Origin of the sequence: Roseateles sp. So40a (assembly GCF_048081605.1) — a bacterium.
Lineage (GTDB): Bacteria > Pseudomonadota > Gammaproteobacteria > Burkholderiales > Burkholderiaceae_C > Roseateles.
The window spans coordinates 180731-197317 of sequence record NZ_CP182288.1; the positions used below are offsets into that span (position 1 = coordinate 180731).

The 16587-nt window shown below is 69.7% G+C and carries 11 protein-coding genes; 4 read left to right on the plus strand and 7 right to left on the minus strand.

Features of this window, described 5'->3' with window-relative positions; all coding sequences use genetic code 11:
• Positions 1-24: 24 nt before the first annotated feature.
• From ACNI65_RS00805 to ACNI65_RS00825, 5 genes are all read right to left on the minus strand, one after another.
• Positions 25-807: a hypothetical protein gene (locus ACNI65_RS00805; RefSeq protein WP_416760660.1), complete on the minus strand. Its 783-nt coding sequence runs from the start codon at positions 805-807 to the stop codon at positions 25-27.
• A complete protein-coding gene (locus ACNI65_RS00810; RefSeq protein ID WP_416760661.1) occupies positions 725-7543 on the minus strand; it encodes a C80 family cysteine peptidase in 6819 nt (2272 codons plus the stop codon). The genes ACNI65_RS00805 and ACNI65_RS00810 overlap by 83 nt, the downstream gene beginning before the upstream one ends.
• A gap of 198 nt (positions 7544-7741) precedes the next feature.
• Entirely contained in the window at positions 7742-8746 is a 1005-nt protein-coding gene (locus ACNI65_RS00815) for a serine/threonine protein kinase (RefSeq protein WP_416760662.1), read from the minus strand.
• Between the two features lie 108 nt (positions 8747-8854).
• A complete protein-coding gene (locus ACNI65_RS00820; protein WP_416760663.1) occupies positions 8855-9796 on the minus strand; it encodes a DUF2726 domain-containing protein in 942 nt (313 codons plus the stop codon).
• A 202-nt stretch (positions 9797-9998) separates the two neighbouring features.
• Complete coding sequence (locus tag ACNI65_RS00825; protein ID WP_416760664.1) at positions 9999-10772, minus strand: GNAT family N-acetyltransferase; 774 nt, start codon at positions 10770-10772, stop codon at positions 9999-10001.
• A gap of 239 nt (positions 10773-11011) precedes the next feature.
• On the opposite strand from ACNI65_RS00825, the gene rplM reads away from it, so the two are divergent.
• From rplM to erpA, 3 genes are all read left to right on the plus strand, one after another.
• Entirely contained in the window at positions 11012-11440 is a 429-nt protein-coding gene (gene rplM / locus ACNI65_RS00830) for a 50S ribosomal protein L13 (RefSeq protein ID WP_067065533.1), read from the plus strand.
• A gap of 9 nt (positions 11441-11449) precedes the next feature.
• Positions 11450-11842: a 30S ribosomal protein S9 gene (rpsI, locus tag ACNI65_RS00835; protein ID WP_091727356.1), complete on the plus strand. Its 393-nt coding sequence runs from the start codon at positions 11450-11452 to the stop codon at positions 11840-11842.
• 215 nt (positions 11843-12057) lie between these two features.
• Positions 12058-12432, plus strand: coding sequence for an iron-sulfur cluster insertion protein ErpA (erpA, locus tag ACNI65_RS00840; RefSeq protein ID WP_416760665.1), 375 nt, complete (start codon positions 12058-12060; stop codon positions 12430-12432).
• 67 nt (positions 12433-12499) lie between these two features.
• Here erpA and ACNI65_RS00845 read toward each other — a convergent pair whose 3' ends face one another.
• Both ACNI65_RS00845 and ACNI65_RS00850 read right to left on the minus strand, forming a co-directional pair.
• Entirely contained in the window at positions 12500-13624 is a 1125-nt protein-coding gene (locus ACNI65_RS00845) for an anhydro-N-acetylmuramic acid kinase (RefSeq protein WP_416760666.1), read from the minus strand.
• Between the two features lie 36 nt (positions 13625-13660).
• The gene (locus ACNI65_RS00850) at positions 13661-15046 is read right to left on the minus strand and encodes a peptidoglycan DD-metalloendopeptidase family protein (protein WP_416760667.1); all 1386 of its coding nucleotides are present in this window, start codon (positions 15044-15046) and stop codon (positions 13661-13663) included.
• A gap of 322 nt (positions 15047-15368) precedes the next feature.
• On the opposite strand from ACNI65_RS00850, the gene tyrS reads away from it, so the two are divergent.
• Positions 15369-16547: a tyrosine--tRNA ligase gene (tyrS, locus tag ACNI65_RS00855; protein WP_416763533.1), complete on the plus strand. Its 1179-nt coding sequence runs from the start codon at positions 15369-15371 to the stop codon at positions 16545-16547.
• Positions 16548-16587: the final 40 nt, after the last annotated feature.

The window sequence follows — 16587 nt, forward strand, 5'->3', positions numbered from 1 at the left end:
GGCGGAGGACCGGCGCTGCCGTGCTCAGGTCGGCAGCGTCGCCTCGGGGCGGGACACGTCCCACCCGCTGATCGGCGTGTTCGTCGGGAACACGCCGGTCGCGGGCGCCCAGCGCGGCGACAAGTCGAGTTGCCCCGCCGGGACGATCGATGCCATCGCTTCGGACAGCTTCGCGCTGGCCAAGGCCCACCGCTGTCGGGGCGCCTCGGCCTCTCCCGGCGACAAGCTCGTCGAGTGCTCAGGCTGGAGATCACCCAGCCGTCCGTCGCCGCCCGGCACCAGTCGCCAGCGCTGCGGCGTGCTCGCGCCGGCGGCCATCGCCGAGATGAGTGGTGCCGACAGGCGCGCCAGCTGCCATCGTCCGTCCGGCCTCTGGAGGCGCAACAGGGCTTCGTCGTCGCCGGTCGGCGTGGTGCCGATGACGCCGTTCTCGAACGCGAAGACGTCCGGGACACGCATCTGGGACCAGCCATCGGCGTCGCCGATCCGCAGGTCCGTACCGTCGCGGGCGACGTCGAGCAGGGCACCGTACAGCGTGAGCATCGGCAGACGCAGCGAGCGGTCCATGCCCGGCCACGCCAGGCGGCGCGCGCCCCCCCGGTCCGTCACCTTCACGCTCGTCGTCCATTCGTCGTCGAAGGGCAGGTCCGTGGCCGGCTCGAGCGCGCGGCGGATGCGGATCAGCTGGCCGGTGCCGGCGCGATGGATCACCAGATCACGGCCTTCATAGAACGCTTCGTCGCCCTGCGTGGCCTCGTCGTCCAGATCGATGGCCCGGGGCGAGCCGTCGACTTCGTCGAGGATCACGACTTCCGGGAAGCCCAGCGCCGCGGCCCCGTCCAGGTCCACGCTCCGGCCATTGCCCTGGATCAGCAGCCATCTCGGCGCTTCGCGGCCGGCCAGGAACTGGACGCTGCAAGGCCTTGAACTCGGGGTCGTCGCCGAGCCGGAAGACGGTCGCGTCGTTGTCGTCGAGCTCGACGCACAGGCTGCCGTCCGCTCGCAGCCGGAAGAGGGTGCCGCCCCAGGTCGTCGCCTGGAAGGAGTCGGGCTCCATGCGGAAATTGCGATAGCTGCTGCCGCCCGGGATCAGGCGGTCGGCCCACCATTCCAGCAGGCCGAGCGAGAAGGCCTCCGGCGCGAGCGCTGATGGGCGATTCGCCAGCTCCCCGAGTTCCGCCTCGTTCAGCGACTCGGTGTTGCCGAGGTAGAACCAGTCGGCGTTGCTGGCGCCGTCCGTGGGGAAGTAGCCGTAGGCGCCCGCCTTGGCGCGGCGCCGTTCGTCCAGGCGGCGCAGACGGAAGAGTTCCTCATGGCCGTTGAACGGGTTCTGATAGAGGTACACCCCGCCGAGCACGGGCGCCTTGTCGTTCCAGCTCCACGCGTGGTAGGCGCCGGGATCGAGGACAGGCGGGCCGTCCGGCTCGGATGACAGGCGCGGCCGCAGGTCCTGGCCCAGGTCGTCCACGCTCCCGAGGTAGGCCCAGTACGGGTTGCCCGCCATCGCGCCCGGATCCCGCGGCAGGTGCAGGAGATTGGTGTCGACCTGCCGCATCAACGCATAGTGGCCAGCGCCCTGGCCGTCGACGAAGCGCAGGACGTCGCCCGGGCGGACCGTGTCCCGGCCCGCGACCTTGACAACGCCTGCCGGCGGCAGCAGCCGCTGCAGGACGGCGAACAGCTGCCGGTTCAAGGTGGCATCCGCATGCAGGGCCAGCGCCGACACCCCGGACTGATCGCCGTGCTCCCGCAGACGGATCAGCCGGTCGCGCAGCGCCTCCGCGGCGGCTTCCCGCAGGCTGACTTCCATCGGCGTGTCCAGCACGGCGTGGCGCGCATACCAGGCGTCCAGCCGCAATCCCTGGGTGGCGGCCTGATCCCGCCACAAGCGCAAGGTCGCATCATCGATGGTGCCGCCCTCCGGTGTGAGCTGGACGCTGCCCAGCGTGGCAGGGGGCCGCCAGACCGTGGGCAGCGCGCCCGCTCCAACTCCCGCACCTGAGCCTGAGCCTGAATCGATCGACGGAGTCGGCGGAATCACGGGCGGACGCGAGAACGTCAGACCGGCTCGGCGCACCTGCTCCAGCAGACGCGGCGGAACGGGCGGCACCGGCCGGTTGAGCTTGCGGGCTTCGTCGCGCGCGTCGGCCAGCCGGGTCAGCGCCTCCTGCAGGGGAATGTCCGACGGCTCGACCGGTCTCACCTGTCGAAGTCGCTTGAAGACCGCTGCATCGCGATCCAGATGGTCGCTGAGGTCGTGCATGAACAGGCGCAGGGACGGCACCTGCACGTCGTAGAAGTCGGTCGGTCCCCATCGGTCGGTCGCGCGCGAGGTCGGCGACAAGTCGGAGGCGTCGATGCGGATGTCCACCCCGGCGTCCCGCAGTTCGTGCGCGAAGGTCACCGAGGCCTCGGGCGTGTCCCCCAGCTTGATCCAACTCGATCCGCCGGACGCGGACAGATGCTTGTCCAGCAGCTGCTGGAGCCGCTGCAGCAGCCCGGCCTTGCGGGTGCGTTCGTTCAGGGTGAGCGGCTGCAGTTCCGGGAGCAGATCCGACCAGTGGCCATAGGCGTTGGTGGCCTGCGCATGCCGCAGCATCAACCATTGCCGGGCCCGCGCGACCTCGGCGGCGGGAATCTCCCGGGCCTGCAGGGGCTGCTGGCCCGGAACGCCCTGGGCCGCGTCGCCCAGCACCGTTTCGTACTGGCGGAAACCGGCGAGACCCGCCAGGACGAGGTCGTGCGCCAGGTGGGGGTCGCTCTCCACCTGGACGTGCGAACTGCCCGGCGCGTTCTGTGCCAGCCGGTCCAGCCGTGCCCAGAGCGCCAGCCACAAGGTGCCCTCGGTCGGGCGGTTGCTCTCGGCGCCGCGATAGTAGAAGTCGACCTCGTCCACGGGTTTGGGCGGCCCGCCCTCGGGCCCCGCGAGTTCGACGCCGGCCGCCAGGACGTCCGTCATGAAGCGGAACAGCTCCGCGGAGGTCCAGGCCGGGTGATCGCGCAGCCATCCCATCAGCGCCCGCTCGCCCGCACCGGACATCGCCAGGCGGTCGCGCACGAGGCGCCGCTCCTCCTCCGAGTAGGTGAAGCTGATGGGGCCGAAATGGTGGCCGCCGTCGTAACGGACGGTCGGCCGCCGCTGCTCGTCGAGACTGACCTCACCGCTTTTGAGCTCGTAGCGCTTCCACGTGGGCGGGGGTTCGCCCGCACGGGGGCTCTCCAGCAGGAACAGGTACTTGGCACCGTAGAGCATCGACGCTCCGGTGGCGGGATCGAGCAGCCCGGACAGGAGTTCGCCGCTGTCCAGCGCGCTCGACAGTTGCACCGGTTCCTGGTGCTGCCCGGAGGGCTGCGGCCGGAAGGTCGCGTCCATGAGCTCGAGGACGGCCTCGGAGGACGGCGAGAGCAGGTTCACGGCCTCGGACCACGCGCGGCCGGGCCGCAGCGATTCGGTCCAGTTCGGCAAGGTCAGGACCAGCGAGGCGCCTTGCCGCGCCATGTTCAGCACCAGCCGGACGCCGGGAACCAGCGGGTCCGCGATCTGCACGACCGCGTCATGCAGCGCCTCGAAGCGGATTTCCTGACCGGCGATGCGCACGCCCGCCACGCTGCGATCGAGAAAGACCACCGGCTTTCCTCCGTTGATGAGGCCGCCCTTGAGCATCAGGGTCCAGGTCTCCCGCACGGTGCCCGAAGGCAGGATGTACACCGGATTGCGCACCATGCCGTCGGGTGGGATCGCGAGCGTGTAGGCGCCGCCGCCGCCCAGGAGCCGGATCCACACCTTCGATTGATCCAGCGGCATGAAGCCGCGGCTGGCGACCGGCCGTTCGTCCATGAAGAGGAAGCTGTCGGTGTCGGTCTTCGAGCGGACCGGCAAGGCCAGGGTCCTGGGCTGATCGTCCAGCACCACCTCGAGCCAGGTCGTCTTCTGGTCGACATGCCAGTGGTCCGCGGACTTGGCGAAGCTGCTGGAGGTCACGTAGTCGGCGGCGAAGTCGGCGGCGCTGTTCCGCTGCATCCGTTCGATCAGGGCGTTGTGCAGCAGCGAGAAGTCCCCGCCGATCCGCGATGTCGAGTAGGCCTCGAAGTGCAGGGCCAGGTTCGGCGCGGTCATCAGGCCCAGGACCAGCGCGGGGTCGCGCAGCGGCGTCGGCAGCGTTACCTGCGGGATCGCCGCACGGCCCTTGTGGCGCATGAGGGTCCAGAGATCCAGCTTCTTGTCGTTGCGGCTGTGGCTGAACTGCTTGTCCGAATCGTCGTTGACCCAGTAGTCGTGCAGTCGGTTGCTGCCGACCTGCCAGTACAGCTGGTTCTTGTGCAGGACCGAATCGCCGACGGTGGCGTCCGCGAAGGTCACCGTGTTGGTCACGAAATCGATGCGCTTCATGGGCGCCCATCCGTTGACCAGGAGCGCCCGGTGCTCCGGCTGCGCGGGGTCCATGCTCACCCGCTTCAGGGGCTCGTCGTAGCCGAGATTGATCTGCCGCAGCGGATCGACGTTGTGTTCGATCCGGTCGATCTCGTTGCTCACCTCTCTCGCCAGGGCCGCGATGCCGATGGACAGGCCCGCCAGCGGGACCGCGAGCCCTTCCGCCGCCGCGGCGAGCATCGCCGCGCCGGCCAGGTCGGCGACGGCGGCCAGACCCACCAGCACCAACCCGGCCGCGTCCAGCCCGACCTGCACCGCGGCCTGGGACACCGCGCCGCGGTCTTCACGGCGCAGCGCGTCGACAAGCCGCGCCACGTCGATCGCGATCGATCCCGCCTGGGCCATCCGGCTCACCGTCGACAGGCCGCTGGACAGCATGCTGGTGGTGCGCACCAGGGTGGCCATCGACCCGGCCCCCTCCCGGGTCGTCGCGCTGCGCAGGACGGCGGCCATCGCCGCGGCGTCCGCGCCCGCCTGGAATCCGCCTTGGGTGAGGCCCATGTACCAGAGCGCCTCCTGGTACTTGTCGCCACCGGGCACGTCGCCGGCGAGATCCGACAGCATGAGGGCCATCAGACCGAGGTTGAGCAGGTCCATGCGCGCCGCGGGCGTGCCGGGGTCGAGGAGCCCGTCCCGGAAATTGTCGAGCCCCTCCCGGATCGCGGTCATCCCCGCGCGCAGGACCCGCACGTCCGCGGAAGCGACGACGTCCCGCGTCTGCACCGCGCCCGTGTTCAGTCGCAGGTAGGTCAGCGTGGCCAGTCCGTCGTCCCGCAGGCCCAGATGGGGGAGCAGATGCGCGCCGGGCGGGCGATGCAGGTTGACCACCTCGCGGAAGCGCTGGCGCAGGCGGTCGCGATCCCAGGCGTCCGCGAGGGCCAGGGCCTGCGAGCGCGTCGACGGTGCGCCGCCCTCGCCCAGGATGGCGCAGCACGCAACGGGCAGGTCGACCCCTTCGTTGCCGTTGGGGAACTTGTCGCGGACGGTCGTGACGCCGGTGACGGGGTCGGAGCGAAAGACCCAGGTCGTCCCGGCGGCGCCCTGGCGCACCGGTGCCCCCTCGTGCAGTTGCGTGGCCTTGCGCAGGTGGCTCGAATGCGAATCGACGACCAGTGTCTGTCCGTAGACGGTGGTCTCCATGTCCGCTGCCCCCAGGTCGCGTGCGGCGATCGCGAACTCCCGGCCGAAGCTGCGTTGCACGACGGGGGTTTCAAGCGCGCAGCCCAACAGGCTGATGCGATCCATCCTCGGCAGCGGCTGCGCCCGCAGGCGGGGGATCAGCGCTTTCAGTTCCTCGGCCAGCCCCCGGGCCGTCCGGCCGCTGAGCAGGCGCTCCCGCGTCAGCAGGCTGGTGTGACCGTGACCGGAGGCGATCAGCTTGATCCGGGCATCGGCGGGCGCGTTGTCCAGCAGGGACTGCCCACGGAGCACGCGGAACGGTCCGTTCTTCTCGGCCTGCACCCAGACGACTTCGTCCGGATGGTTCCGGGTCAGCGCCAGTCCGACGCCATGCATGACCTCGTCGTCCTCCAGCTGGACGTAGAGGCGCAGATGCTCGCTGCGAGCGCCCGCGGCGGTATCACGCAGTCGGCCCGCGCGCGGTGTCTCCCAGTCGGACAGCGGGTCGTCGCTGGGACGCATGGTGCCGTCGGCGCCGTGGATCTCGCGCACGAGCGCGACAGCACCCGCATCGAAGGTCCATCTGCCGTCGGGCTGACGTTCCACCACGGGGCGCTTCCCGACCAGCAGCTGGTCGTCCGTCAACGTGATCCGCGGCGGCAGCAGCTGGCGCGACATCGGGGCCGTGTCCATCAGGACCGCCACCGTGAAGATGTCCAGGATCGACAGGTCGGCGTCCTGCCGACGGGCCTGCTCCGCATTCGATGGCGACGCGAGCGCGGGCACGCTCAGCACGAGGGGCAGCAGCGCGGTGCTGGACGTCAGGGTGACCACGCCGGTCTCTCGGTCGATCTGCTGCCTCACCTCCGGCATCAACGAGTGGAGCACGGGCAGCGGCGTCGCCGGATCCTGGACGGCCACCGTTGCCGTTGCCGTTGCCGGGAGCGCGGCGCCCGGCGGGTCGGATGTCGCCGGCGCCGGCACGAACCCGATCAGCTGGACGAAGGGAGCCGGGTCGTCGGTGCGCAGCGGCCGGCCGCCGGTCGGATGCCAGTTCGCGTTCTCACGCGCCTTGCTTGACAGGAAGTTCGGCGGCCCGGCGATGCCCAGGGCGGCCAGGCGCGACTGTGTCGTCCAGAGGTCGCGCGTCGCGGCGAGATGTCCTTGCGCCGAGGCGTCGGAGCGCGCCGCGAGACGATCCAGGCGGTCGAGGTCGAACAGCAGCGGCCGGCCCGCCAGTCCGGACTCCAGCGTGTAGGCGGCCTGGCGCGCCACGCCGACATGGTGCGCGAGCGGCCGGGGCGTCGGCGACTGGTCGAGCAGGCGCTCGGCGTGATAGGCCGCGGCCAGCAGGCCTTCCACGAGCAGCGCGCTGCCGCGATGGACGGCCACCTTCTTTCCGCGGAGCAAGGGTGGCGCCGCCTCGACGCCGTTGTCGCTGAGATCGCCGATGCCCCAGGGGCGCAGCAGCACGGCCTCGTGCAGGCGCTGCGGGTCCAGGATGACTTGCCGGATCGTGTCCCGGCGGCCGCCGTCGCCCGCCAGGCCCGCGTAATCGCCGTCGAGCACGGCCGACACCAGTCGCCCCGCGAATCGATCCAGGAAGACCTCGTCGGCGGGGTCGAGAAAGGCATCTGTCAGCTGTCGCTCGAGGTGCTCGAGCACGGCCCGCCGCAGCTGGACGCGTTGCTCGGGCGACACCTGCACGGGCGCGGCCTTCAAGGAGGCCATGGTCGTGTGCATCGCGTAGAGGATCACCCGCAGCCGGCCCTCCTCGGGGTGGACAGGTCCGAGGTCGAGGCTGCGGCGGAGCTGGAGGAAGGACCCGATGCGCGAGGGCGTCGACGTGGGCGCGTGCTGCGAGGGGCCGGTCGCGGTAGAGGTCGAGGTCGAGGTCGCAGCACCGTCTTGCGTGGCATCCGGCGGTGTGGGCGCCGGCAACTCGACGTGCAGGACGTGGCCGGGGTCGGGGTCGGGATCGGTGTCGGGCATGGTGCGTCTCCAGTGCGAGAGGAGCCGCATCAGTCGCACCGATGGAGAGGCCGGGCCGCGGGGAGCTGCCTGCCCGAGACGACGCAACGCCGGGCCGCGTCTGGCTCGGATGCGAGGTCCGGGCCCTGAAGACGGTCAGCGCTGCGCTGCGCGTCCGACACCGCGCAGTGATCGCACGGCTCAGGCGTGCCAGCCGTGTCAGCCGTCGACCGGTCGCGCCTGGGTCTGCATCGCGTCGAGCTGGTCGTGCAGCTTGACCACCTGGTCGCTCCAGTAGTTGGGCGTGCCGAACCAGGGGAAGGCCAGCGGGAAGGCCGGATCGTCCCAGCGGCGCGCCAGCCACGCGCTGTGGTGGATCATGCGTTGCGTGCGCAGCGCCTCCACGAGCCGCCACTCGCGCCAGTCAAACTCGCGCACGCTCTCATAGCCGTCCATCAGCGCGTCGCGCTGACGCCGTGCCGCTTCCGGATCGCCCGACAGCAGCATCCACAGGTCCTGCACCGCCGGGCCCTGCATCGCGTCGTCCAGGTCGACGAAGTGCGGGCCCTTGTCGGGCGTCCACAGGATGTTGCCGGGATGGCAGTCGCCGTGCAGGCGCAGCGTGACGCGGTCGGGCAGCGCGTCGAAGGCAGCGTCGATCTCGTCGATGCAGCGCGCGGCCGCGTCGTGCCACTTGGCGGACAGCTCCGGGGGCAGCGTGTCGTGCGCGCGCAGCCAGTCGCGCGCGTCGCGCGCCGGCGCGGCGCTGTTCCAGCCGAGCCGCTCACGGAACGGCGCGCGCTGGCCGACCTCATGCATCCGCGCGAGGAACCGCCCGATCCAGCGCAGCACCTCGGGGTCCTCGAGCTCGGGCGCGCGGCCGCCCTGGCGCGGCGTGACCGCGAAGCGCTGGCCTTGGAAATGGCCCAGCGTGCTCGCGCCGCCGTCCAGGTCCAGCGTCAGCGGCGCGACCACGGGCACCTCGGCCTCGGCCAGGTCCCGCGCGAACGCGTGTTCCTCCAGGATCTGCGCGTCGCTCCAGCGCCCCGGCCGGTAGAACTTCGCCACCACCGCGCTGCCGTCCTCCAGGTGGGCGAGCAACACGCGGTTCTCGTAGGAATTCAGCTGCAGCAGGCGGCCGTCGGGGCGCAGGCCGGCGTGCTCGAGCGCGTCGAGCATCAGTTCGGGGGTGAGGAGGCCGAAACCGGCCGGCGCGTCATTCATGGGGGCAGCGACAACAAAAACGGCGCCGAGGCGCCGTCGTGTCGTCGAGGAAGCGGATCAGGGCCGTAGCTTAGCGCCGTGATCAGGCGCGGCCATCAACGCTGGCCATCAACGACGTCCGTAGCGCGGGGAGTCGACCACCACGCCCCCGATGTCGGGCTCGCCGATCTCGCCGGGCAGGGTCGGGAAGTCGCGGCTGAACTGGGAATCGCGGAACGCGGTGTCGCGTGGTTCGCGCGGGTCGCGCGGATCGCGCAGTTGCGAGTCCCGGAAGCCCGCCGGCGCCTCGGCGGCGCCGGCGCGGGGCCGGTAGCCGCGGGCGCGGGGCTCAGCGGAGGATGAGGCGGCCGGCGACAGCGGCGCGAGCCCCGCCTGCATCGTCTCGCCGCTGAAGGCATCGAAACGACTGTCCGGCGCGAAGAAGGAATCGCTGAAGACCGGCGAGTCGTTCCACAGCGTGTTGCGCGAGGACGCGGTGGCCGGCGCGGCGCGGCGCGGTGCGGGCGCGGGCACCGGCGGCTGCGCTGCGCGCGGCATCGGCGCCATGCTGGCGCGGCTGCCCTGGTTGCTGTAGGGCACAAGCAGTTGCAATTCGGTCGCGCTGGGGAGGTTGTCCACCGAGCTGCGCAGGTAGCGGATGCGGCACGCGGCCAGCACCGCCTGCTTGATCTGCAGGCTGCGGCTGGAGCCGGGGCGCTCGGTCTCGATGTCAATGGCGGCCAGCACGCGGCCGTTGGGGCTGCAGATGGCGAAGTTGACGCTGATGCCGCCCAGCAGCTCATACCAGTAGCGGACGTCGCGGGCCTCGCTCGGCTGGCAGAAACGCACCACCGGCAGCTTGCACATGACGACGTGATGCGGGAGCGCCTCGCGCAGCAGGCGGAACACGCGGCGCTCGTCGGCGCTGAACACGGGGCGCGGGTTCAGCGACCACTCGGTGGGCAGCGGCTTGCGCTCGCGCCGGGGCCGGCGCAGCAGCAACGCGGCCGCCAGCCCGATGACGGCCAACGCCGACAGGCCCGCGATGATCCACGGAAGCAGGTTCTGCATATCCCAACGATGCGGACGAGGCCAGCGAGCTGACGGACCGGACAATGGCGCGCGACGGCACCAGGCGGACGCGCGGGATCGGAAGACAACAGGCACCGTACCGGGCGATCCGCGCGAATGTAGCGGAAAGCCGTTACAAAATGCATCCGGAGTCCCCCCTGGAATCGGGTGGGGCCCGGGCGAATAAGGCCGGGAAGTTCGCTCAGCGGGCGGGTGGATCCTGGTCGGACGCGCGTTCGCGGACCTTGCGGATGCGCGATTTCACCTCGGCCACGCCGTCAAGGAAGTCGCCGACGGTGCGCATGTGGCGCTTGAACTGGAAGTCCCATTCGGCCATGTGGCGCTCCAGGGCCTCGTCCACGTGGGAGGAGACCGAGTCGGGCGGCAGGCGCAGCCAGGCTTCGGATTCCCCGCCGTCGCGCTCCACCGTGGCGCCGGCGTTGCGCGCGATCTTGAGCATCGGGGCGTTCTCGCTGAGCGCGTGGATGAAGAGCGTGTCGATGCCGCGGTTGCGCGCGTGCAGCGCCGCGCGTTCAAACAGGCGCCCGCCGAAGCCCTTGCCGCGCGCGGTGGTGGCCACCGAGACGCCGAACTCGGCCATCGCCGGCCGGCCCTTGATCTGCGGCGCCGGCGCGTAGGCCAGGTGGGCCACCGCGATCAGCTGCAGCCGGCGGTTGAAGATGCCCAGGACCTCGTCCCGGGCGAAGTCCAGGCCGGTGACGTATTTCTCGATCTGCGGGTCGCGGGCCGGATAGCCGAAGCGCAGGTAGCGGTCGCGCTCGCCCAGTGCCAGCAGGTGGGCCAGGATGCGCTTGCGGTGGCGCTTGCCCAGCGAGCGGATCGGCACCCAGCCCGTCCAGCGCGCCAGCATCGCCTTGGGGTTCCAGCGCGAGCGGGCGCGGTCCTCCGTCCCGGGCTGCGGAGCGCCGGTGGCGGGGGTGTCCGGGGTGGAGCTGGGATCGGGCGAGGTGGACATGGCGGGGCGGCTGATGGGCGTGGATGCTAGCGGCGTTCAGAGGGAAAGCGGCGTCGGTTCGGTCGCGCGAGGGCCTGGATTTGGCCTTTCCAGGGGTTTCTGCTAGACTCGCCGGCTTTCCCGTTCCCAAGGCAGCGGGAGGAACGTCCGTGAGAGGCCGCGCGATTTCGATCGCCTACAAGCGTGCACCGAGCGTACGGGGGCAGATCGCCCGAAGTTCAGCCTTTTGAAAGAATCTCATGAAGACCTTCAGCGCCAAGCCGGCCGAAGTGACGCACGAGTGGTTTGTGATTGACGCCACCGACAAGGTGCTCGGACGTGTTGCCAGCGAAGTGGCACTCCGTTTGCGCGGCAAGCACAAGGCCATCTACACGCCTCACGTCGACACCGGTGACTTCATCGTCATCATCAACGCCGAGAAGCTGCGTGTCACGGGCAACAAGGCCACGGACAAGGTGTATTACCGTCACTCGGGCTTCCCGGGCGGCATCTACGCCACGAAGTTCAAGGACATGCAAGCCAAGCATCCGGGCCGTGCCCTGGAAAAGGCCGTCAAGGGCATGCTGCCCAAGGGTCCGCTGGGCTACGCGATGATCAAGAAGCTGAAGGTGTACGCGGGCGACACGCATCCGCACACCGCCCAGCAGCCCAAGGCGCTGGAAATCTAAGGAGCGGTGATGATCGGAAACTGGAATTACGGTACCGGCCGTCGCAAGTCGTCGGTGGCGCGCGTCTTCATCAAGAAGGGCACGGGCCAGATCACGGTGAATGGCCGCTCGATCGAGCAGTACTTCGGCCGTCAGACCTCCATCATGATTTCGCGTCAGCCCCTGCTGCTCACGAACAATGGTGAGGCCTTCGACATCAAGATCAACGTGCACGGTGGCGGCGAGTCCGGCCAGGCCGGCGCGGTGCGCCTGGGTATCACCCGCGCGCTGATCGACTACGACGCGGCCCTGAAGCCCGAACTGAGCCGCGCCGGCTTCGTCACGCGTGACGCGCGTGAAGTCGAGCGTAAGAAGGTCGGTCTGCACGGCGCCCGTCGCCGGAAGCAGTTCAGCAAGCGCTGATCGACTTCCGTTCGCTGGTGGAATTCCTCTGGGGATTCTGCTGGCGACGCAAGCTCAAGAACAAGGCCGCTGTTTCAGCGGCCTTGTTTTTTGGGCGTCCGCCCTGCAAGTGGCGAACACGCGCATGGGCGTAGGGGATTTGTCCGAGTGGTTCGGCACTGCCGGCGAAGGCTTTGAGATAATCCCGACATTCCTCCGATACAACAGGATCCACGATGAGCGCAGTCCTCGAAACCCAAAGCACCGACCTGGGCGGCATGCCGGCTCCGCTGGTCTTCACCGACAGCGCGGCGGAGAAGGTGCGCGAGCTGGTGCTCGAAGAAGGCAATCCTGAACTGAAGCTGCGCGTGTTCGTGCAGGGTGGCGGATGCTCCGGCTTCCAGTACGGCTTCACCTTTGACGAGGCCGTCAACGACGACGACACGCAGATGGCCAAGAACGGCGTCACGCTGCTGATCGACGCGATGAGCCTGCAATACCTGGTCGGCGCCGAGATCGACTACAAGGAAGACCTGCAAGGCGCCCAGTTCGTCATCAAGAACCCGAACGCGCAAACCACCTGCGGCTGCGGCTCGAGCTTCTCGGTCTGATCGACCAGCGTCTCCGCGCCAATGCAAAGACCGCCCTCGGGCGGTCTTGTCGTTTGTGCCGTCGATTTCAGGCGGGCGTGTAGCTGCCCAGCACACGGAGGCCGGAGGCGCCCGTCGCCGCGGGCAGGTTGCCCGGCAGCCCGCGCACATGCCGCATCGCGAGCCATGCAAAGGCGGCGCCCTCGACCTGCATCGGCGGCAGGCCCTGCGTGTCGGTGGTGGAGACGATCACGCCCGGCAGCAAGGCGCGCAGGCGGTCCAGCAGCGTGTCGTTGAACGCGCCGCCGCCGCAGACCAGCAGCTCCTGCCACGCGCCGGGCGCGAAGGCGCTCAGGCTGTCGGCGACACAGCGGGCGCTGAGCTCCAGCAGCGTGGCCTGCACGTCGACCGGAGAGACGCCTGGCGCGGACGCGGCGATCTGCTCGTCCAGCCAGCCAAGATGGAAGAGGTCGCGGCCAGTGCTGCGCGGAGGCGTCTGGCGGAAGTAGGGCGTGGACACCAGGCGCTCAAGCAGGACGGCATGCGCCTGACCCTGTGCCGCCCAGGCACCGCCGGCGTCATAGGCCGTGCCTTGATGTCGATGGATCCAGCCGTCCATCAGGCAGTTGCCCGGGCCGCAGTCGAAGCCGCCGCTGCGGCCATTGGCCCAGAGCAGGCTCACATTGCTGATGCCGCCGACGTTGAGCACGACCACATCCGCGCTGCCGCGCGCCAGCACCGCGCGGTGGAAGGCCGGCACCAGCGGCGCGCCCTGGCCGCCCACGGCCAGATCGCGGCTGCGCAGGTCGTGGACGACGGCGATGCCGGTGAGTTCCGCCAGCAGCGGCGCATTCAGCAGCTGCAGCGTGAAGCCGGTGCCGTCGAACTCGCCGGGGCGATGGCGCACGGTCTGGCCGTGCGCGCCGAGCGCGCGGATCTGCTGCGGGACCAGGCGTTGCTCGCGCAGCAGGGCCTGGCAGGCCGAGGCGTACACCCGCGCGATCGCGTTGCCGGCGAGCGCGGCGCGCTGGAGTTCGTTGTCACCCGGGCTGTTCAGCGCCAGCAGTTCGGCGCGCAGCGTGTCGTCGAAGGCCTCGTAGGCGTGGGCGAGGGCACGCACGCGCCCGTCCTGGTCGGCGCGCATCAACACCGCGTCGACGCCGTCCAGCGAGGTGCCGGACATCAATCCGAGGTAGAGCTCCGAGCCGGTCATGGGCGGGGCCGGCCTGGGGTGCCGGCGGGTGTCGAATTACTCGCCGACGACGCCGTCGTGGATCGACGACGCGGCGTCGAGCGCGCTCTTGGCGCTGGCGACCTGTGCCTTGAACGCCGCCTTGGCGGTCGCGGGCAGCGTGACGGCTTCCGAGGCGCGCGCGATGACGCGCGGATCCTGCTGCTTGCCGTTGACGCGGAACTCGAAATGCAGGTGCGGGCCGGTGGCCCAGCCGGTCGAGCCGACGGCGCCGATCTTCTGGCCCTGGTCGATCTTCTGGCCCTTCTTGACGTCGATGCGGCTCAGGTGCGCGTAGACCGTCATGCGGTTGCCGCTGTGCTTGAGCTGGATGACGTTGCCGAAGCCGTTTTGCCAGCCGGCGAACTCGACGTTGCCGTCACCGACGCTGCGCACCGCCGTGCCCGTGGGCGCGCCCAGGTCCACGCCCTGGTGTTGACGCCAGGTCTGCAGGATCGGGTGGAAGCGCATCGCGAAACCGGAGGTCACGCGGGAGAACTCCAGCGGGCTGGCCAGGAACGAGCGGCGCTTGGATTCGCCGTCAAAGCCGTAGTAGTTGCTCTTGCCGCTGGCCGGGTCGCGGAAAAAGACCGATTGGTAGCTCTTGCCGGCGTTGACGAACTCGGCGGCCAGCAGGCGGCCCGAGCGGTTGCCCCAGGTGATGGGTTCGCCGTCGGCGGTCAGGGTTTCGTAGACCAGCGAGAAGCGGTCGCCCTTGCGCAGTTCGCGATGGAAATCGATGTCGCCGGAGAACATGTCCGCCAGCTGCGTGGCGATCGCGTCGGGCACGTTGGCCTCGTCGGTCGCGGCGAACAGCGAGGACTGGATCGTGCCGCTGCCCAGACGGGTCTGGGTCTCGTACGGGACGGTCTCGATCCTGGACACGAACTTGTCGCCGTCGCGGGTGATGCTCAGGCGGGTGAAATGGGTGTCGAGCTGGTCGTTGGACTCGGCGGCGTAGCGGGCCACGACGCTCTGGACCTGGCCGCTGGCGGTGGCCACGACCTGCACGCGCTTGCCGACCCGGCCGGTCAGCAGCTTCTTGGCGGTGTCGTCGGCGCGCAGGAAGGCGGCGGCGGTGGCGTCGAAGGCGCCCATGCGCTTGAGCAGCGAATCGGCGGTGTCGGCCGCGCGGGTCACGTCGCTGCGCGACAGGCCCGGGTCGTAGGCGGCCAGCGCGGCGAGCTGCTCATCGAGCGACTGCAGCGGGATGGATTCGGAGACGACGCGTTGGGGCAGGTCGGCCGCGTCAGGGGCCAGGGGGGCGACGCCGAAGGCGGTCACGGCGAAGCAGCTCAACACACCGACCACGGTGCCGGTGAGGGCGCGGGGGTGTTTGGCCGCGAAGGATTCGGCGCGAGCGAGGGTGCGCTGCACGCGCTGCCATTCGTCAGTCCAATTCATCACGCGCCAAAGACCTTCTTTCCGGAGCCAGGGGAGGTGCGGTCCGGGAGCCGGGAGTACCGGGCGTCCTGACCGCTGCGAGAGCGTCCACTAGAATCGCCGTCTTGCGTTGCAGCGTCCGGTCAGGCATGTGAATTGCCCTCTTGGCGCCCCGCAAAAACAGCCGGCAGTATACCGGCGTGACCGGGTTACGAATGCTAGAAAACCCGACAAATCAAGACTTTACGTAAGCCCGTGCGGGCACCGAAGCACCATGTCTGACATCCGAACCCCGGCCACGTCGGCCCCCGAATTTCCGATCACCGACCGGGTCCGTCATGCGATGCAGCAATCGCTGCGAGGCTGCGAGGAGCTGCTGCCTCAGGACGAGTGGCTGAGGAAGCTGGCGCGGTCGGAGGCCACCGGCACGCCGTTGCGCATCAAGCTGGGCCTGGATCCGACGGCGCCGGACATCCACGTCGGCCACACGGTGGTGCTCAACAAGATGCGCCAGCTGCAGGACCTGGGCCACCAGGTGATCTTCCTGATCGGCGACTTCACCTCGATGATCGGCGACCCGTCGGGCCGCAACGCGACGCGTCCGCCGCTGACGCCCGAGCAGATCAAGCACAACGCCGAGACCTATTACAAGCAGGCCAGCCTGGTGCTGGACCCGGCGCGTACCGAGATCCGCTACAACAGCGAGTGGTCGGACCCGCTGGGCGCCCGCGGCCTGATCCAGCTGGCGGCCAAGTACACGGTGGCGCGCATGATGGAGCGCGACGACTTCACCAAGCGCTACGCGGCGGGCACGCCGATCTCGGTGCACGAGTTCCTGTATCCGCTGATGCAGGGGTACGACTCGGTGGCGCTGAAGGCCGACATCGAGCTCGGCGGCACGGACCAGAAGTTCAACCTGCTGATGGGCCGCCACCTGCAGGCCGAGTACGGCCAGGAGCCGCAGTGCATCCTGACGATGCCGCTGCTGGAGGGCCTGGACGGCGTGGACAAGATGTCCAAGTCGAAGAACAACTACGTCGGCATCACCGAGCCGGCCAACAGCATGTTCGCCAAGATCCTGTCGATCAGCGACGTGCAGATGTGGAAGTGGTTCGACCTGCTGAGCTTCAAGTCCATCGAGGAGATCGCGGCGCTCAAGCGCGAGATCGAGGGCGGGCGCAATCCGAAGGAAGTGAAGGTGATGCTCGCCAAGGAGATCACCGCGCGTTTCCACAGCGCGCAGGCGGCCGAGGAGGCCGAGGCCGACTTCAACAACCGCGCCAAGGGCGGCATCCCGGACGACATCCCCGAGCTGACGCTGAGCGGCGCGCCCATGGGCATCGCCGCGCTGCTGAAGGCGGCCAACCTGGTGCCGTCGACCAGCGAGGGCAACCGCAAGATCGAGCAGAACGGCGTCAAGATCGACGGCGTCACGATCAGCGACAAGGGCCTGAAGGTCGAGGCCGGCACGATGGTGCTGCAGGTCGGCAAGCGCCAGTTCGCGCGCGTGACCTTGAGCTGACACCCCACGCTCAATGAAGAACGGGAGGCCGAGGCCTCCC